This is a genomic window from Yoonia rosea (assembly GCF_900156505.1).
Taxonomy (GTDB): Bacteria; Pseudomonadota; Alphaproteobacteria; order Rhodobacterales; family Rhodobacteraceae; genus Yoonia; species Yoonia rosea.
Map to the genome: position 1 here is coordinate 437,438 of NZ_FTPR01000001.1, position 15,625 is coordinate 453,062.

At 59.0% G+C, this 15,625-nt stretch carries 13 protein-coding genes; 8 read left to right on the forward strand and 5 right to left on the reverse strand.

The window, feature by feature from the left end; translation table 11 throughout:
- Positions 1–27: 27 nt before the first annotated feature.
- From prfB to B0B09_RS02145, 3 genes are read left to right on the forward strand one after another with little or no spacing between them, the layout of a single operon-like run.
- Positions 28–1,152 carry a peptide chain release factor 2 gene (prfB, locus tag B0B09_RS02135; RefSeq protein ID WP_055292520.1) on the forward strand — a complete coding sequence of 375 codons (1,125 nt, stop codon included), beginning with the start codon at positions 28–30 and terminating at the stop codon, positions 1,150–1,152.
- A 43-nt stretch (positions 1,153–1,195) separates the two neighbouring features.
- A complete protein-coding gene (locus B0B09_RS02140; protein ID WP_076658175.1) occupies positions 1,196–2,572 on the forward strand; it encodes an amidase in 1,377 nt (458 codons plus the stop codon).
- Positions 2,551–3,321, forward strand: a complete 771-nt coding sequence (locus B0B09_RS02145; RefSeq protein WP_076658176.1) for a DUF2189 domain-containing protein — start codon at positions 2,551–2,553, stop codon at positions 3,319–3,321. The genes B0B09_RS02140 and B0B09_RS02145 overlap by 22 nt, the downstream gene beginning before the upstream one ends.
- Before the next feature lie 49 nt (positions 3,322–3,370).
- Here B0B09_RS02145 and B0B09_RS02150 read toward each other — a convergent pair whose 3' ends face one another.
- The 4 genes from B0B09_RS02150 to bcp form a co-directional block, all read right to left on the reverse strand.
- Entirely contained in the window at positions 3,371–3,865 is a 495-nt protein-coding gene (locus B0B09_RS02150) for a bactofilin family protein (RefSeq protein WP_055292524.1), read from the reverse strand.
- A complete protein-coding gene (locus B0B09_RS02155) occupies positions 3,855–5,162 on the reverse strand; it encodes a M23 family metallopeptidase (protein ID WP_055292526.1) in 1,308 nt (435 codons plus the stop codon). The genes B0B09_RS02150 and B0B09_RS02155 overlap by 11 nt, the downstream gene beginning before the upstream one ends.
- A gap of 155 nt (positions 5,163–5,317) precedes the next feature.
- Positions 5,318–6,130 carry a ferritin-like domain-containing protein gene (locus B0B09_RS02160; protein ID WP_076659740.1) on the reverse strand — a complete coding sequence of 271 codons (813 nt, stop codon included), beginning with the start codon at positions 6,128–6,130 and terminating at the stop codon, positions 5,318–5,320.
- 11 nt (positions 6,131–6,141) lie between these two features.
- Positions 6,142–6,609, reverse strand: coding sequence for a thioredoxin-dependent thiol peroxidase (gene bcp / locus B0B09_RS02165; RefSeq protein ID WP_076658177.1), 468 nt, complete (start codon positions 6,607–6,609; stop codon positions 6,142–6,144).
- A gap of 46 nt (positions 6,610–6,655) precedes the next feature.
- Between bcp and B0B09_RS02170 the strand changes: the two genes are divergently transcribed.
- From B0B09_RS02170 to lpdA, 5 genes are all read left to right on the forward strand, one after another.
- Positions 6,656–10,000, forward strand: coding sequence for a YhdP family protein (locus B0B09_RS02170; RefSeq protein ID WP_242654322.1), 3,345 nt, complete (start codon positions 6,656–6,658; stop codon positions 9,998–10,000).
- Positions 9,997–11,064 carry a tRNA preQ1(34) S-adenosylmethionine ribosyltransferase-isomerase QueA gene (gene queA / locus B0B09_RS02175; protein ID WP_076658179.1) on the forward strand — a complete coding sequence of 356 codons (1,068 nt, stop codon included), beginning with the start codon at positions 9,997–9,999 and terminating at the stop codon, positions 11,062–11,064. Before B0B09_RS02170 ends, queA begins: the two co-directional genes overlap by 4 nt.
- Before the next feature lie 77 nt (positions 11,065–11,141).
- Complete coding sequence (locus B0B09_RS02180; protein ID WP_076658180.1) at positions 11,142–12,413, forward strand: MFS transporter; 1,272 nt, start codon at positions 11,142–11,144, stop codon at positions 12,411–12,413.
- 125 nt (positions 12,414–12,538) lie between these two features.
- Positions 12,539–13,120, forward strand: a complete 582-nt coding sequence (locus tag B0B09_RS02185; protein WP_055292535.1) for a DUF924 family protein — start codon at positions 12,539–12,541, stop codon at positions 13,118–13,120.
- Positions 13,121–13,222: 102 nt separating this feature from the next.
- Positions 13,223–14,617: a dihydrolipoyl dehydrogenase gene (gene lpdA, locus B0B09_RS02190; protein WP_076658181.1), complete on the forward strand. Its 1,395-nt coding sequence runs from the start codon at positions 13,223–13,225 to the stop codon at positions 14,615–14,617.
- Positions 14,618–14,697: 80 nt separating this feature from the next.
- Here lpdA and B0B09_RS02195 read toward each other — a convergent pair whose 3' ends face one another.
- Positions 14,698–15,549: a DUF4394 domain-containing protein gene (locus B0B09_RS02195; RefSeq protein WP_076658182.1), complete on the reverse strand. Its 852-nt coding sequence runs from the start codon at positions 15,547–15,549 to the stop codon at positions 14,698–14,700.
- Positions 15,550–15,625: the final 76 nt, after the last annotated feature.

Genomic DNA, 15,625 nt, shown 5'->3' on the forward strand with positions numbered 1-15,625 from the left:
ATATAATTGACGAACAACAGGTGCCCCATGCGCGCGGAAATGCAAAATACCATTGCGGCCATTCAAAAGTCGCTTGCCTTGCTGGCGCAGCGGATGGACCGCGAAACAGCGCCCCACCGCTTGGAAGAATTCAACGCGCGCGTTGAGGACCCGACCCTGTGGGATGATCCCGAGGGTGCGCAAAAGCTGATGCGCGAACGTCAGTTGTTGCTGGACGCCATGACCGGCTATGACAGCATCCAGACCGAGTTGTCCGACAACATCGAATTGATCGAGATGGGCGAAATGGAAGACGACGCCGAGATCGTCGCCGAGGCCGAAGCCGCTCTGACCGCGCTGGCTGAAAAGGCCGCCAAGAAAGAGTTGGAGGCCCTGCTGGATGGCGAGGCTGACGGCAATGACACCTTCCTTGAAATCAACGCAGGGGCCGGTGGCACCGAAAGCTGTGACTGGGCCAATATGCTGGCGCGCATGTATGTGCGGTGGGCCGAAAAGAAGGGCTATAAGGTTGAACTGCAATCCGAACAGCCCGGTGACGAGGCGGGGATCAAATCCGCCGCCTATAAGATCAGCGGACACAATGCCTATGGCTGGTTGAAGTCTGAAAGCGGTGTGCACCGTCTGGTGCGGATTTCGCCTTTTGACAGCGCCGCCAAGCGCCACACGTCTTTTACGTCGGTTAAGGTCTATCCGGTTGTCGATGACAACATCGAGATCGAGGTGAGCCCCTCGGATATCCGCATTGATACCTACCGGTCCTCCGGTGCGGGTGGTCAGCACGTGAACACCACCGACTCGGCCGTGCGGATCACGCACATGCCCACAGGGATCGTCGTGACGAGCTCCGAGAAATCGCAGCACCAGAACCGTGATATCGCAATGAAGGCATTGAAGTCGCGCCTTTATCAGATCGAGTTGGACAAGCGTTCGGCCCTTGTGAACGAGGCGCATGAGAACGCCGGCGATGCGGGTTGGGGCAACCAGATCCGGTCTTATGTCCTGCAGCCCTATCAGATGGTGAAAGATCTGCGCACGAACTATGAAACCTCAGACACCAAAGGTGTGCTGGACGGTGATCTGGACGGGTTCATGGCGGCCACACTGGCGATGGCTGTCTCCGGCAAAAGCCGCGCGGAAGCGAACGCCGAATAACCTTGGTGCTTGCCAAAGTCGCACCTGCGCGCTTGGATAGCCCATGGGAGATTTTCTAGAATGGACTGCGCATGACCTGATCGCCGCCTTGCGGGGTGGCGAGCTCAGTGCCGCCGACGTGATGCAGGCGACGCTCGCGCGGATTGATGCGGAGAATCCGCAGTACAACGCGATTGTATCGCTGCGCGACCCGGATGTGCTCTTGCAGGAGGCCCGTGCCGCGGATCAGTCTGCCAGCAAAGGGCCGCTGCATGGCGTGCCCATAGCAGTCAAGGATCTGGCCGATGTGGGCGGGATGCCGACATCGCAGGGCTCGCCGCTTTTCGCCGGACAGATTGCACCCGAAAGCGAGATCATGGTGCAGCGGATGCAAGACGCGGGCGCCATTGTGATCGGCAAGACCAATACGCCCGAATTCGGATTGGGCAGCCATACATATAACCCTGTCTTTGGCGCGACCCAGAACGCGCTTTTGCCAGGCTGTTCGGCGGGGGGATCATCTGGCGGCGCGGCTGTTGCACTGGCGCGGCATATGGTGTGTCTGGCGGACGGGTCCGATGCGATGGGCAGCCTGCGCAATCCGGCAGGGTGGAACGGTGTTTACGGAATGCGGCCAACGTGGGGGCGGTTGCCGGCAGCACCCGGCGGTGATCTCTTTATGCATCAGCTCTCAACCAATGGCCCGATGGCGCGCAACCCGCGTGATCTGGCGCTTTTGCTTGGCGTGCAGTCCGGCCCCGATCCGCGTCTGCCTTTTGGATTGCCGCAGGCGAACTATTCGAATGACCTCGATGTGGATGTCGCGGGCCGCAGGATTGCGTGGCTGGCGGATTGGGGCGGGGCCTATCCGATGGAAGAGGGCGTTTTGGCTGCCGCGCAGGCCGGTGTCGCACGGTTTGAGGAGATGGGCTGTATCGTCGAGGCAATCGCGCCCCCCTTTGATGCAGCGGCACTCTGGGAGGCATGGACGGTGCTGCGCGCGTGGTATCAGGCGGTGAAATTCGGCGCGATCTATGACGATCCGCAACGCCGGGATCTGCTTAAGCCCGAAGCCGTGTGGGAGGTTGAGAAGGGCCGTGCGCTGACCGGTGCTGCCATTCAAAGGGCCAGCACCCTGCGGTCCGACTGGTACCGTGCGGCCCATGAATTGTTTGACCGCTATGACGCCTTTGTTCTGCCAACTGCGCAGTGTTGGCCGTTTCCGGTAGAGTGGGACTGGCCCAAAGAAATTGGCGGTGTCCAGATGGATACCTATCACCGCTGGATGGAGGTGGTCATACCGGTCAGCCTAATCGGGCTGCCTTGCGTGGCAGTGCCGATGGCGGGGGCACGCCCGATGGGCTTGCAGATTGCAGGGCGTCGCGGTGACGACCTTGGTGTGCTACAATTGGGGGCAGCATGGCACAGATTGACATCATAGAAGCAGAGCCAGCGGTCGTTCTGAGACACCTGACACTGTCGGATATAACGGCGGTCTTGCGCGCGGGTGTACGCGATTTCCGCCGTGCGCCGCAGTTCGGCCTGTTTTTCAGCGCGGTCTATGTGATCGGCGGGTTTGTCCTGATCTGGGTCGGTGCAGGGCATGTGAGCTGGACCTTGGCCACATCGCTTGGCTTTCCGCTGATCGCGCCTTTTGCGGCGGCGGGGCTTTATGAGGTCAGCCGCAGGATGGAGGCGGGACAGCCGCTTGATTGGCGCGGTATTCTGGGGATCGTCTGGAACGAGCGCACGCGGCAATTGCCGTGGCTGGGCGCGATCATCGTGATCTATTTTCTGTTCTGGACCTTTCTCGCGCATATGATTTTCGCGCTGTTCATGGGGCTGTCCACGATGACGAATATCAGCGAGAGTCTGGAAGTGTTTCTGACGCCAAGCGGCCTGATGATGATCGCGGTTGAGCTGGGGGTGGGGGCCGTGCTGGCGTTCTTGCTGTTTTCTTTGACCGTGGTGAGCCTGCCCTTGGTGCTGGACCGCGAGGTGGATTTTGTCACCGCGATGCTGACCAGTATGAAGGCTGTGCGCGAGAACCTCTTTGTGATGCTGGTCTGGGCGATGATCATCGCCGTGCTGTCACTGCTGGCGCTTCTGCCGTGGTTTCTGGGGCTGATGGTGGTGCTGCCGATCCTGGGCCATGCGACATGGCATCTTTATCGCAGAGTTGTTGCCTGAAACGAAAAGGGCGCCCCGAAGGACGCCCTGATACACGATAGCTTTTGTCTTACGACTTGGCGTCAGTCGCTGCCGTTGTCGGCATCTTCTTGGAGCCCGTGGCGAGTGGATCGTCCTGACGCTGCACGGAGCCTTCGAAGTGGGCGCCGCTTTCAATCGCGATTGTTTTATGGATGATATCACCTTCAACACGTGCGGTGGATGTCAGGCGGACCTTGAGGCCGCGTACACGGCCAACAACACGGCCGTTGACGACAACATCGTCTGCAACAACTTCGCCTTTGACGGTGGCACCTTCGCCGACGGTCAGCAGGTGGGCGCGAATGTCGCCCTCAACCTGACCTTCGACCTGAATGTCACCGGTTGTCTTCAGGTTGCCGGTGATCAGCAGATCAGAGGACAGCACAGACGGAGCCGGCTTTGCCTTTGGCGTTGCAGATGCCTTGAAATCAGAACCTGCGGGCTTGGCTGTGTCCGTCCCTTTGGAGGTGTCAGTTTCGGACGCTGCTGGTCCGGGTTCGTTGATTTTGGATTTAGAAAACATCTTGTCCAGCTCTTATATAAGTCATGGGGTTGACGGGGTTGCCGTTCACACGGACCTCGTAGTGAAGGTGGGGTCCGGTCGAGCGACCAGAATTCCCCATAGCACCAATTCGCTCGCCGCGCGAGACCCTTTGGCCGACGCGTACATCCATTGCGTTAAGATGGGCATAACGCGTCTCGATGCCAAAGTCATGTTGGATCTTGATCAAACGCCCGTACCCGGACGACCAACCTGCATGGGTGATCACACCATCGGCGGTGGCGTAGATTGGTGTGCCGATCGGACCGGCAAAATCAGTACCTGCATGTAACCGCCCCCAGCGTGGCCCAAAACCGGAGGTATAGCGAAAGTTCGACCTGACCGGGATCGAGAAGGGCGCCTTTTCAGCGGCGATCCGGTAAAGGTTGATGCGGTCCATTGCGGTCAGGATCGCATTTGCACGCAATGCATCAGGGTCAGGATCACCGCCGCGCGTCGAGAACTGGATCGGAGTCAGCGGACCACCCATGCCGGAATAACCACGGCGCACCTGTTCGATCAGATTGTCCGGGTTCATGCCTGCTGCGCGGAACATGTCGTCAAGCGGTTCAACAGAAACCAGCATCGCCTCTTCCAACTGGCGGAAGATCTGGTCGTTGCGTTCCTGCAAAAGCCGCAGTTCAAGCTGCATTTCTTCGGCCTGCGCGATGGCGAATTCCGCATCGGCGGCGATCTGGTCACGCTCTGACGCAGTATCCGCAAGAGCGGAGGCCAAGAGCCCGACGGTGCCGGCCGCGTCATCGCTGATCGAGGCAGACCCTTCATTCTGGTTTTCAGATGACAGGGCCGCAACTTCACGGCGGGCCTCTTCGCGGGCGCGCATGGTGTCGCGCAACGTGGCCTGCACAACCTCAAGACCAGTTTCAAGCTCGCGTCGTTTTTCTTCGGTTGCCAGCAGTTCGGACTGCATGATCGAGATTTGCTGGAGCGCGGAGGTAAAGCGTTCCTGTGCGGCCAGCGCTTCCATCGCGCGGGCGTCGCGTTCAGCAGACAGCGCGTTCAGGCGTTGCTCATAAGTGAACTGATCGCGTTGCGCCTGTGCGCGGAAGTTGCCTGCACCAATGCTGTCCATCAAGAGAATAGCTGTGGCGATGATCGTCCACGCGACCACAATGATGCTGCCCGTCCATGCGACCAGCTGTGTTTCGGATGTCAGACGGATAAAGCGCGTCTCGGTGTCCGAGCGTAGAAACAAACGTCTTTCAGGGAAAAACCGTTCCAATACGCCATGAATGCGTGCTGTTATACGTGATCTCACTTTGGTGCCTGTCCTGTCCCGTTAGCTTGCGCCGGTGCCCCGCCAGCAGTGATCTGCTCCCGTTTAAGTGCCTCTGCCAAAAGCTGCAAGAAATTTGCGGGATTTTTATGCCAAGATCCCGCGTTTCATCGAGGCTGGGCGGGGTTTTGCCGATCTTAGGAAGAACCCGCCGATACAGCGCCCGTTCCGGCGAGTGGCCAGTAGAAATCCGGCGGAATCCCGGCCTCCGCGCGCTTCTCTTCGTTGAAGGGCGGTTTGAGATTGCCGTGGAAATACTTGCGCACCAGATCGTGGAACACACCGGTCGGGTCAAGGTCATGGCGGCCACACAGGAAGTGGAACCATTTGGACCCGTAGGCCACATGATGGACCTCTTCGGCGTAGATCGTTTCGAGCGCCGCGACAGCAGAGGTGAGTTTTGCCTGTTTGAAAATCTTGATCATCCCGGGCGTTACATCAAGTCCGCGTGCCTCAAGCACCATCGGCACGACGGCAAGTCGGCCCATCAGATCATCGACGGTGTCTTCGGCCGCGCGCCACATGCCCGCATGTGCGGGCAAGGCCCCGTAGTGGCTGCCAAGCTCTTCAAGACAGTCGCACATCAGGTTGAAGTGTTTGGATTCCTCATCCGCCGCTTTGACCCAATCATCATAATAGCCCAAGGGAAGCTTCGTGTCGGAAAACCGCGCAATGATATCCCAATGCAGATCGACGGCGTTGAGTTCGATATGCGCGACCGCATGCAGGAGCGCAATGCGCCCCGCCTCAGTGCCCGGTTTGCGGTGGGGGACGTCGCGTGGATCAAGCAGTTCCGGTCGGTCTGGCCGCGCAGGGCGCAAGGGCGGCGTCGCTGTGCCAATCTCGATCACGTCGCCCGCGGCGCGGGCGGCCTGCCATTGCGCGGCGTATTGACGGGACAGGGCGGTCTTGGCGCGGCCGTCCGCGGTGGTCAGCACCGCGACGGCCATCTCTGTCAGGGTCACGCCGCGCGGACCGCTTCAAGCACGGCTTCGACGTGGCCGGGGACTTTGACCTTGCGCCACGCTTGGGCAATCTTGCCATCCGCACCGATCAGATAGGTGGCCCGCTCGATGCCCATATAGGTCTTGCCGTACATGCTTTTTTCGACCCAGGTGCCGTAGCGTTCACAGACATCGCCTTCCTCATCCGACAAAAGCGCAATTTTCAGGTCATGTTTGGCGACGAATTTATCGTGTTTCTTGACGCTGTCTTTGGACACGCCGAGCACGATGGTGTCTTCGGCGGCAAATGCTTCAACCATATCGGTAAATCCGATGGCCTCTTTCGTGCAACCGGGCGTGTCGTCTTTGGGGTAGAAGTAGAGCACGACCTTTTTGCCTTTGAAATCGGAAAGGTTCACGATCTCGCCACCGTCGCGGGGCAGGCTGAAGGCGGGGGCGGTGTCACCGATTGCGGGCTGTGTCATGGGGGCGTCCTTTTTGCGTTTCACTTTCCTAGTTTTGTTTTAGGTCATGACAGGCAAAGATAAAGAGCAAAGCGCGCGCCGTGCTGCGCAAGATAAGGCCATAATGACCGAAGAGACCGACCCAAACCAGACGAGGCCCGCGCGGCCCAAGGGGATGCGCCCTTGGGTGTTCTGGCTGCGTGCGGTGTTTGTGGTCTGCATGATGCCCCTTGTTTTTCTGGCGGCCGCCGCAGTTATGGTCATTGATCGCGATATTACTGCGCCCAGCTGGATCACCGACCGCATCGAGGCGCGGGCCGATGCGCTCTTGGAGGGTGGCAGTCTTGAGTTCGGGGCGATTACCGTGCGGATTGGCCGTGATCTGCACCCGACCGTGCGTCTTGTGGACACGCGGCTGGTGGATGCCGGCGGGTTAACGCTCACGCGGGTGCCTCTGGTTGAGGGGGGCATGTCGCCGCGCGGTTTGATCCTGCAACAAGAGGTCCTGATGCAGAACGTGCGCCTGATCGGCGCGCAGGTAAACCTGCGCCGCGCGCGCGACGGATCAGTGTCTTTTGCGCTGACTGCCGGGGGTGGAGATCTGGGGCAAGCGCGGTCTTTGCCTGAATTGCTTGAACAGTTTGATCGCGTTTTTGAACGCCCCGCACTTGAGGCACTTGAAACCGTGCGGGCGGACGGGCTGATCGTGAATTTTGATGATGCGCGGGCGGGCCGCAGCTGGGTTGTGGATGGCGGCAGTGTGGCGCTTGATCTGCGCGGCGGCGAGACCGCGATTAATGGCAGTTTTTCGTTGTTGTCGGGCCGCGCTGATGTGACAGGGGTGACCCTGTCCTATATCAGCCCGCGCGGCAGCCGTGCTGCGCAGGTGGGCATTAACCTGACCAATGCTGAGGCGAGCGACATTGCAGCGCAATCCCCTGCGCTGCGGTGGTTGCAAGGCGTCGAGGCCCCGATCACCGCCGCTTTGCGCACCGAGCTTGATGAAGACGGTGCCCTTGGGCAGCTCAATGCCTTCCTTGAAATCGGGACCGGTGTCTTGCAGCCGAACCCTGCGACCGATCCCATCGCCTTTGATGATGCCAAGGCCTATTTTACCTATGATCCTGTGCGCGATCTGATCGCCTTCAGCGAGGTGTCGCTGGAAACCGCGTGGGGCAGTTTGCGCGCAGATGGTGACGCCTATCTGCGCGAATTCAGGGATGGTTTGCCGCGCGCATCATTGGCACAGTTTCGGTTTCGCGATGTGGCGCTGAACCCGCCGGGCTTTTTTGATGCGCCGCCAGAAATTACCGAGGCTTCGATCGACCTGCGTCTGCGCTTTGAGCCCTTCTCGGTGGAGATCGGGCAGGCGGTGATGACGGATGGCGAAGTGCGGCTTGATGCAAGCGGCGTGTTGGCTGCAACCGACGCGGGCTGGCAATTGGCGCTGGATGCGCAGGTTGCAGAAATCACGCCCGAGCGGCTTGTATCCTTCTGGCCGATAAACATGAAACCGGGTTCGCGGCGGTGGGTGACCAACAATCTGACAGACGGACGTTTGTTTGACGTGGATATGGGGCTGCGGATTGCGCCCGAGCGCGCAGCACAGTTCGCGGTGGACTTTGAATTCGAAGGCACGTCAGTCAAGTTCTTACGGAATATCCCACCTATTACCGGTGCGCGCGGTTCTGCCAGTATCGCGGACAACCGGTTAATTGTCGGATTGGATGATGGTGTCGTGAATGCGCCACAGGGCGGGCCGATGCAGCTGGCCGGATCGGATTTCACCATTGTTGATCTGCGGCTGAACCCGTCGCCCGCGATTCTGAACCTGCGGGTGGACAGTTCTATGACTGCCGCCCTGTCTGTGCTTAATCAAGAGCCTTTTTCCTACATGGACAAAGCCAATCTGCCGGTGACACTCGGCGATGGACGGGCCCTGACCGAAGGCCAGATTACGTGGCCGTTGCAACCGCGCCCCGCACCGGACACCGTCCTTTTCGAGATGACGTCGCAGTTGCGCAATGTGCGCAGTGATGTGCTGATTGCGGGGCGCAGTTTTGCGGCCCCCCGTCTGACCGTGACAGCCAGCAGGCGCGGCGTGAATATCGCGGGTCCCGTACGTGTTGGGGATGTGACCGGCGTTGGCGCATGGGACCAACGTTTTGGTGATCCGGACCGTCCCGGCAGCCGTGTGACGGCGGATGTCGCACTTTCGCAGGCGTTTCTGGATGAGTTCAACATCGCGCTGCCGCCCGGCACGATCCGGGGCAATGGTACAGGTGCGCTTGCGGTTGATTTTCAGCGTGGCCGGCCTCCCGCATTCAGTTTGCGTTCCGATTTGCAGGGGCTGACGGTGGCAATTCCCGCGATCGGGTGGTCCAAAGGGCCCGGAACGGCGGGCAACCTGTTGATCGCGGGAACTTTGGGCGCGGTGCCGACTATCGACACACTTGAGATTGCTGGCGGTGGCTTGCAGGCGGCGGGGCGGATCACGCTGGACCCTTCGGGGGGTTTGCAGAGCGCGCAGTTCACGCAGTTCCGCGTCGGCAATTGGTTTAATGCACCGCTGACATTGCGCGGACGTGGGGCGGGCCAGCCGGTCGGCGTCGAGATTACCGGCGGCACGCTTGATCTGCGCAACGCTGCATTCAGCGGCGGGCAGCAGAATGGCGGGCCCGTCCAGATTGCGCTGGATCGCTTGCAGGTCACCGAAGGGGTCGCCCTGACAAATTTCCGTGGCGATTTTCGCGGTCAGGGCGGATTTCGGGGCGAGTTTACGGGGCGGATCAACGGTGAGACCGGTATCGCTGGCACGGTTGCGCCGCGCGACGGGCGCTCTGCGGTGCAGTTGCGCAGCGATGATGCGGGCGGTGTTCTGCGCGCGGCAGGGTTGATGCGCAACGCGGTAGGTGGCACGGCTGAGTTGACACTTTTGCCCGCGATCGGCCCAGGTACCTTTGACGGGACCCTGCGGGTGCGCAACATCCGCATGCGCGACGCGCCCGCAATTGCGGCCCTGCTGGATGCAATCAGCGTTGTCGGGCTATTACAGCAACTGGACGGGCAGGGGCTGGCATTTGACGAAATGGACGCGCGGTTCCGTTTGACGCCGCAACAAGTGATCGTGTCCGAGGCGAGCGCGGTTGGTCCGGGGCTTGGCATTTCTGTGGACGGCATCTACACGCTGGCGAATAAACAGATTGATCTGCAGGGCGTCGTGTCACCATTTTATCTGGTCAACAGTATCGGTTCTTTCCTGACACGCAGGGGTGAGGGATTGATCGGGTTCAACTTCAACATCGGCGGCACGTCTGACGCGCCGCAAGTGGCTGTGAATCCGTTGTCCGCGCTGACACCGGGGATGTTCCGCGAGATCTTTCGCAGGCCAGCACCGGAACTTCCCCAATGAAACTGAGCGAATTTGATTTCGACCTTCCTGAAGAATTGATTGCCACGCGGCCAGCGCGCCCGCGGTCCTCTGCACGGCTGTTACTGGCGCAGGGGACGGCCATCGAGGACCGGATCGTCAATCAGCTCCCGGACATCTTGCAGCCCGGCGACCGGTTGATCCTGAACGATACCAAAGTGATCCCTGCACGTTTGTTCGGCGTCCGTCATCGCAGTGGTGAGGCCGGCGAGACCGCCGCGCGGATGGATGTCACCTTGTTGGAACCGCGCGCGGACGGGGCGTGGTCGGCGCTGATCAAGCCGCTGAAAAAGGTGCGCGATGGCGAAGTGATTGTCTTCTCGGATGAATTAAGCGCCGAAGTTGTCGGGCGCGGTGACGGGCAGGGGTATCTGCAATTCAACCTCAAGGGCGACGATTTTGATGCGGCGCTGAATGCGGTCGGCGCGATGCCTTTGCCACCTTATATCGCAGGCAAAAGGCCTGCGGATGAGGCGGACAAGCAGGATTACCAGACTTATTGGGCGCGTCACAGCGGGGCTGTTGCGGCACCGACAGCGTCACTCCATTTTGATGGCCCGTTGCTCGCGGCACTGGCCGCGCGGGGTGTGGAATTCACGCATGTCACATTGCATGTGGGGGCGGGGACGTTTCTGCCAGTGAAGGTAGATGACGTGCGCGATCACAAGATGCACGCCGAATGGGGCGAGGTGACGCCGCAAGCAGCGGCAGAAATGAACGCGACAAAGGCCGCAGGCCACCGCGTGATTCCCGTCGGTACAACGGCGCTGCGGCTGATCGAGAGCGCGGTGCAGGACGGCAAAATGCAGCCCTGGACGGGGCCCACGGATATTTTCATCACGCCGGGTTTCCGGTTCCAGATGGCGGACGGGCTCATGACGAATTTCCATTTGCCGAAATCAACGCTGATGATGCTCGTGTCGGCGCTGATGGGCACGGACAACATTCGTGCGATTTATGACCATGCGATTGCGGAAAGTTACCGCTTCTTTTCCTATGGTGACAGCTCGCTTCTCTTGCCAGAACAAGAAGGCGCGAATGATTGAGGCCCTGTCGTTTCTGTGATGAATAATTAGGAGAATCGTGACATTGCACGGTTCTTGCTGTGCTGAAAGGGCGTGTCATGTTTCAGGTATTTACCGGCTCTTGGGCTTTGTTTGTCGGCATGTTCATGCTGATGGTGGGCAATGGCCTGCAAGGCACGCTGCTGGGTCTGCGCGGCGAGGCGGAAGGCTTTAGCACGTTCGAGCTTTCGATTGTCATGTCGGCCTATTTTTTGGGGTTTTTGTTCAGTTCGCGCTACACGCCCGAGCTGATCCGCCGTGTTGGTCACGTGCGGGTCTTTGCGGCCCTCGGATCGATGATTTCGGCGGTGCTCGTGGCCTATCCGGTGCTGATCGAGCCATGGGCATGGACCATTGGCCGCGTGATCATCGGGTTCTGCTTTTGCGGCGTGTATATCACTGCCGAAAGCTGGCTGAATGATGCGTCCAGCAATGAAAACCGTGGCAAATCCCTGTCGCTTTACATGATCACGCAGATGGCGGGGATCGTGTTTGCCCAGTGGATCGTCAGCCAGGGGGATGTTTCGGGCTATGTCCTGTTCATCATCCCGTCCATTCTGGTGTCTCTGGCCTTTGCGCCTGTGCTTTTGTCAGTGCGACCGATGCCGGCCTTTGCATCCACCAAGCCAATGAAACTGCGCAATTTGATCAAGGCGTCACCGCTGGCCTGTTTCGGCATGTTTATGTTGGGGGGCGTGTTTTCGGCGCAGTTCGGCATGTCGGCCGTTTACGGCAGCCGTGTGGGGCTGACGGTGTCCGAAATCTCTTTGTTTATTTCGGCGATCTATATTGCAGCACTCATCTTGCAGTACCCGATTGGTTGGCTGTCTGACCGTATGGACCGGCGTGCCTTGATCGTGTGGATTTCCCTGATCGGTGCGGCGGGTTCAATGATCGCCTTTCTTGTGCCGGGTTACTATGTGCTGATCGTGGTCAGCGGGGCCATCGTGGGCGGCATGTCGAACCCGCTTTATGCGCTGCTGATCGCTTATGCCAACGACTATCTTGAGAAAGAGGATATGGCCGCGGCCTCGGGTGGGTTGTTGTTTATCAACGGGGTGGGCGCGATTGCCGGACCACTGACCGTGGGCTTCATTATGGATAGCATCGGTGACAACGGGTTCTGGCTGTTTACGGCGGTCCTGATGGCGTCTGTCGGATTTTATGGCATCTACCGCGCAACACAGCGGAGCCGCGAGCATCTTGAGACCGAGAGCGTGACTGTCCCCTATGCGCCGGTCTCTGCCGCTTCCACACCTATTGCGGCCGAGTTGGCGCAAGAGATGTATATCGATGAAGTTGAGCTTGAAGAAGAGGCGACACAAACGTGATCTTGCGGCGCCAAGCCGACCTCTTATGTCATTTCGCAAGATGATGTGACCTTCTAAACACTTGTCAGGCACCAATTAGTCTGTTTGCAATGGGACAGGAGTGAGGATCATCAAGGAGCGGTGCCGTGGTAACCCCCGAAGAGGTGTTGGCGTTTTGGCTGGACGAATGTACGCCTGCCGACTGGTATAAGAGTGATCCTGCGTTTGACGCATTGATCCAGGACAGGTTTGGCGTGGCGTGGCAGGAAGCCACCGAAGGCGCTTACGGTCTTTGGCTCACATATCCATCAGGCGTTCTGGCCTATATCATTCTGACCGATCAGTTTCCGCGCAATATGTTTCGCGGGAAGGGCGAGGCCTTTGCCACGGACGGGATTGCGCGTGCCGCTGCCAAGATGGCGATTGATCGCGACTGGGATCTGAAGATTGATGAACCCGCCCGCCAGTTTTTCTATCTGCCCTTGATGCATGCCGAGAACCTTTCGGATCAGGATCGTGCTGTGCGCCTTATTCATACGCGGATGCCAGAGCATGGTGCGGGCAACCGTGATCATGCTTGCGCGCATCGCGCTGTGATCCGCGATTTTGGCCGTTTCCCCTACCGCAACGATGCTTTGGGGCGCAAGACAACGCCAGCTGAGCAGGCGTTTCTGGATCGCGGTGGTTATGGTGCGGCCTATCGCGCGCAGCAGGAAGCCGCAAAATAGGGCCGTTGCGCTAGCCGGTTGGCTGTTATGACCTAAGGTCACTAGAGGTCGTCCGGGAAATAGTTTAGTGTTCAACTAAATTTCGAATTGGAGGGCCCATCCATGGCTGCACAGAACTTTGACGTGATTGTAATTGGTGCCGGACCGGGCGGCTATGTGGCGGCAATCCGTGCCTCACAACTTGGTATGAAGGTTGCCATTGTTGAACGCGAGAACCTCGGCGGGATTTGTCTGAACTGGGGCTGTATTCCCACCAAGGCGATGCTGCGGTCATCGGAAGTCTTTCACCTGATGCACCGTGCCAAGGAATTTGGCCTTAAAGCGACCGGCATTGATTATGATCTGGATGCGGTGGTTAAGCGCAGCCGCGCGGTTGCGGGGCAGTTGTCGGGCGGGATCGGTCACTTGATGAAAAAGAACAAAGTGACCGTCTTTATGGGTGAGGCCACGATCCCCGCCAAAGGCAAAGTCAGCGTCAAGGGTGCAAAGGGCACCGAAGAGCTGACAGCCAAGAACATCGTGCTGGCCACGGGTGCGCGGGCGCGTGAACTGCCCGGGCTTGAGGCCGATGGTGATCTGGTCTGGACATACCGTCATGCGTTGCAGCCCAAGAAGATGCCAAAGAAATTGCTGGTCATCGGATCTGGCGCGATCGGGATTGAATTTGCCAGCTTCTACAACACGCTGGGCGCTGACACGACGGTCGTTGAGGTCATGGACCGCGTGCTGCCTGTGGAAGACGCCGAGATTTCGGCCTTTGCCAAGAAACAATTCGTCAAGCAGGGCATGACGATCATGGAGAAATCCATGGTGAAACAGTTGGACCGTGGCAAAGGCAAAGTCACCGCACATATCGAAACGGGTGGCAAAACCGAGAAAATGGAGTTCGACACGGTGATTTCTGCGGTCGGGATTGTCGGCAATGTCGAGGGTCTGGGGCTGGAAGACCTGGGCGTGAAAATCGACCGCACCCATGTGATTACGGATGAATTCTGCCGCACCGGTGTTGAAGGGCTTTATGCGATTGGTGATATCGCAGGCGCGCCGTGGTTGGCGCACAAGGCCAGCCACGAAGGCGTGATGGTGGCCGACCTGATCGCGGGCAAACACGCGCATCCGGTCAAGCCCGAAAGCATCGCGGGCTGTACCTATTGCCATCCGCAGGTTGCCTCAGTCGGCTATACCGAGGCGAAGGCCAAAGAGCTGGGCTATGACATCAAGGTCGGGCGGTTTCCGTTCATCGGCAACGGCAAGGCAATTGCCTTGGGCGAGCCTGAAGGCATGATCAAAACCGTATTTGATGCCAAGACAGGCGAGCTGTTGGGCGCACATATGGTCGGCGCGGAAGTCACTGAACTGATCCAAGGCTATGTTGTGGGGCGTCAGTTGGAGACGACCGAGGAAGACCTGATGAACACCGTCTTCCCGCACCCAACGCTGTCGGAAATGATGCACGAAAGCGTGCTGGATGCCTATGACCGTGTGATCCACATGTAAGGTGGATCAAGATCCACCTTACGCCATGCAAAACCCGCCCCTTGATGAAAAGGGCGGGTTTTTTGTTACAGGGATAACGCCTAGTTCGGCAACATCGCCGCGAAACCTGTGTAGGCGCGCATGCCCGCATCGGCCATCATGGTCGCTTCACCTGTTGTCAGGTCGATGCTGTAGAGACCCGATGTGTCCGCACCCTCAAGCATCAGAATGGCATAGGCCATGTTTTCGCCTTCGGCAGGCGAGACAATTTCAAAACCGCCCATGATTGACAGATCGGCAACTGCACCGTCAATCGTGATCGGCGCGACCGTGGCCAGCGTCCCTGCGTTATTGGCAAGTGTGACCAGCGCGTTGGTTTCGGCGTCCAGCGCGTATTGCGCTGTTTCTGATGCCGTCATGCCGTTGATGGCATTGGTGTAGGCGTTGGCAAAGATCATGGGCGCGCTGCCTTCGTTGGCATCACCAGCGGCATAGGCCAGATCGGTAAAGCGCAGGACCGAGTTTGCACGGTCGTCCATGTCACCAAAGCCCATGGGGAAATAAACCAAATTCAGACCATCTGTTGTAACGGCGCGTACCGCGTCGATCTGGTTGTTGAAGTCAAAGCCCATCGCGGCATCTGCACCGATCATCACCTCGGGTGCGACGGTGTTCTCCATGGGTGTCACCGCGCCAGTGACGGTGTCGATCCCGTAGACCATGCCATCACGGGTGATCCCGATCACATCTCCGGTCACAGGGCGGTAGGCGATGGCATCAACATGGGTAGAGAGATCAACGGATGTGCCTGTCTCGACAAGGCCGGGAAACATCACAAGTGTCCGTCCATCGTCGGTCAGGCCGTATCCGGAGGCAGGGCTCGCATGACCTGCGGCAAATGCGGGTGCTGCGAGGATGGTCAGCGCGGCTGCAGAAATCAGTGTCTTTTTCATAGTCGTTTTCCTTTTGGTTTGCGTCGGCGACAAGGCCTGACTTGACCTAAGAAATCGGCTCTAACATATTGAAAGT

What these genes read in the sequence shown, in the direction of transcription:
- B0B09_RS02140 (WP_076658175.1), top strand. Translation starts at nt 1,196, where the DNA reads ATGGGAGATTTTCTAGAATGGACTGCGCATGACCTGATCGCCGCCTTG.
- B0B09_RS02195 (WP_076658182.1), bottom strand. Translation starts at nt 15,549, where the DNA reads ATGAAAAAGACACTGATTTCTGCAGCCGCGCTGACCATCCTCGCAGCA.
- prfB (WP_055292520.1), top strand. Translation starts at nt 28, where the DNA reads ATGCGCGCGGAAATGCAAAATACCATTGCGGCCATTCAAAAGTCGCTT.
- B0B09_RS02160 (WP_076659740.1), bottom strand. Translation starts at nt 6,130, where the DNA reads ATGGCCGTCGCGGTGCTGACCACCGCGGACGGCCGCGCCAAGACCGCC.
- B0B09_RS02180 (WP_076658180.1), top strand. Translation starts at nt 11,142, where the DNA reads ATGTTTCAGGTATTTACCGGCTCTTGGGCTTTGTTTGTCGGCATGTTC.
- queA (WP_076658179.1), top strand. Translation starts at nt 9,997, where the DNA reads ATGAAACTGAGCGAATTTGATTTCGACCTTCCTGAAGAATTGATTGCC.
- B0B09_RS02170 (WP_242654322.1), top strand. Translation starts at nt 6,656, where the DNA reads ATGACAGGCAAAGATAAAGAGCAAAGCGCGCGCCGTGCTGCGCAAGAT.
- bcp (WP_076658177.1), bottom strand. Translation starts at nt 6,609, where the DNA reads ATGACACAGCCCGCAATCGGTGACACCGCCCCCGCCTTCAGCCTGCCC.
- B0B09_RS02145 (WP_076658176.1), top strand. Translation starts at nt 2,551, where the DNA reads ATGGCACAGATTGACATCATAGAAGCAGAGCCAGCGGTCGTTCTGAGA.
- lpdA (WP_076658181.1), top strand. Translation starts at nt 13,223, where the DNA reads ATGGCTGCACAGAACTTTGACGTGATTGTAATTGGTGCCGGACCGGGC.
- B0B09_RS02150 (WP_055292524.1), bottom strand. Translation starts at nt 3,865, where the DNA reads ATGTTTTCTAAATCCAAAATCAACGAACCCGGACCAGCAGCGTCCGAA.